Source organism: Burkholderia dolosa (genome assembly GCF_902499135.1).
GTDB lineage: Bacteria > Pseudomonadota > Gammaproteobacteria > Burkholderiales > Burkholderiaceae > Burkholderia > Burkholderia dolosa.
Genome location: NZ_CABVPR010000136.1, coordinates 1 through 2,224 on the forward strand (window position 1 = coordinate 1; position 2,224 = coordinate 2,224).

The following is a 2,224-nucleotide window of genomic DNA, read 5'->3' on the forward strand; positions in this document are numbered from 1 at the left end:
GCCGGCCGATTGCGCTGCGCCGAGCGCGAGGACCGCGAGCGCGGCGACCGGCGCGAGCAGCGCCCAGAACCCGACGTGACGGAAGCCGAGCGCGCCGGCCGCCGCGCCAAGCGCAAACGCGACGATCGCCGGCAGCATCTTGCCGAATCGCGCACGCGCCGCCGCGCGCGCACCGTCCGCGGTGCGCGCGGACAGCATGTCGACGACGTCGAGGATCGCCTGCGTGACGTTGCCCGTCATCACGGTGTTCGGCACGCCCGCGCGCGCGAGCACGCGCGGATGCGCGTTCTGCACGCCCATCGCGAACGTGCCGACGATGCCGGCGACGAGCGCCGGCACGCTGTCCGGCTGCGTGACCGGCGTCGCCCACAGGCCCGCCGCGCAAAAGCCGAGCAGCAGCACGGCCTGCACCGCATGCAGCACGCGCGTCGCCTGCCATGCGGGCCGCGCGGACAGCGATCGCGCGATCAGGCTGCTCGCGATCACGCCGCACACGAACGCGGGGAACACGCTGAGCTTCAGCACGACGCCCTGGCCGAAGCCCGCGATGCCTGCGCCGATCAGCACGAAGTTGCCGGTCACGTGCGCGGTGAACAGCCCGAACAGCGCGACGAAGCTGAGCGTGTCGACGAAGCCGGCGACCGCGGCAAGAATCGTGTCCTCGTGCTTCATCGCGCGGCGCTCGCGTGGATCTCGGCGACGTAGCCGCCCGGAAACTGCACGAGCGCCGCGTCGCGGCCGTCCGATGCGAACGGCGGCACGAGCACCGTCACGCCCGCGGCTTCGGCCTTCTTCAGCGTCGCGGCAAGATCGTCGACTTCGTAGCCGGTCATCTCGCGGCCGAACGGATACGGCAATTTGCCGTCGGTCGCGAGCACCGTCATCTTGCCGAAGCCCGATTCGATCCGGATCCGCCGATACGTATCGTTCGGCCGGCCGATCTCGATGCCCGGCGCGTTGCGCACGTCCGACACGATCCTGCCGTGCGAGAACGCAGCGAACTCGCGCGCGAGCTTGCCCGCGCTTTCCGGCGACACGTACACGCGGTTTTCCGGCACCGTCTGCAGCGGCTCGTAGCTCGGCGCCTGCGTGTGCCAGTACAGCTGCATGTTCACGCCGCCCGGCCAGCGGACGATCGCGTCACGGCCGATCGGGTCGGCAAACGTGTCGACGACGACGTCCGCGCCGTGCGCCCGCGCGGACTTCATCGCGACGTCGATGTCCGTGACCAGATAACCGGTGCGTTCGGAGCAGAACGGATACGGAATCGGCGTCTTGAAGCCGAACACCGAGATCGTGCCGACCGGCGTGAGCACGAGCTGCGACATCGTCCGGCTCGGCGTCGGCGTGACCTGGAACACGCCCTGCTTCGACTTCTTGCCGCCGAACGTCGCGACGAAGCTGTCGGTGAAGCGGTCGAAGTCGTCGGGCGCGACGCACACGTGCGTCGTGTCGTACTGCGGGCCGACCGCGACGCTCGGCGCCGCGACGACCTTCTCGACCGGCGTTTTCGCATACGTGGCCGGCGCGATCGCGAGGCCGCCGGCGATCATCGCGGCGACCAGCGCTGTACGGATGCATTTCATTGCAGGATTCCCTTGTGGTTCATCGTTGTAAATCGGCGAGGCCGGCGCGCTCGTCGCGCTTCGGATCGTCGAGCATCGTCGCGAGCGCGAGCGCCGCGATCAGCCCGAGATGCTCGAAAAAGCTGTTGAGTGCGATGAAGTGCTCGACACCCGCGCGATTCCAGAAATCGTTCGCGACGATCATCGCGACGAGCGTCAGCATCGCGAGACTGCCGGCGCCGAGCCACGTGAAGCGGCGCAATACCACGCACAGCGAGCCGCCGATCTCGACCGCGATCGCGAGCGTCGCCCACAGCGCGGCCGGCTGCAGCCCGAAATGCGCCTGTTCGGCCACCGCGCCGTCGAAGTCGAGTGCCTTCGCGACGCCGCCGATCAGGTACGCGGACACCAGCGCGATGCGCACGAGCGGCGCGACCCACGGCTGCGACAGCAGCGCGCGGACCCACGCGGGCGTGCCGTAGACGGTACGCGTCGTCATGTCAGACCGCCCAGCACGAGCAGCCGAGCGCGCCCCAGAAGGCGTTCGCGTCCGACGTCGGCAGCGCGCGGCGCCACGCAGCCGCATGCGCGTGACCGTGCACGTTGCACGCGCTCGCACAGCCGCACGCGGCGGCCGCTGCCGCCGCCGCGCGCTGCAG

3 protein-coding genes are annotated in these 2,224 nt (G+C 70.2%); all 3 read right to left on the reverse strand.

Translation table 11 applies throughout. From position 1 onward, the window contains the following. On the reverse strand, window positions 1-672 hold a 672-nt coding region (locus tag BUB20358_RS27810; protein WP_174905180.1), incomplete at its 3' end, for a YoaK family protein. Further along, entirely contained in the window at window positions 669-1,586 is a 918-nt protein-coding gene (locus BUB20358_RS27815; protein WP_006764578.1) for a VOC family protein, read from the reverse strand. The genes BUB20358_RS27810 and BUB20358_RS27815, both read right to left, overlap by 4 nt. A gap of 19 nt (window positions 1,587-1,605) precedes the next feature. Then, on the reverse strand, window positions 1,606-2,064 hold the full coding sequence (locus tag BUB20358_RS27820; protein WP_035972576.1) for a DoxX family protein: 459 nt from the start codon (window positions 2,062-2,064) through the stop codon (window positions 1,606-1,608). Window positions 2,065-2,224 lie beyond the last annotated feature (160 nt).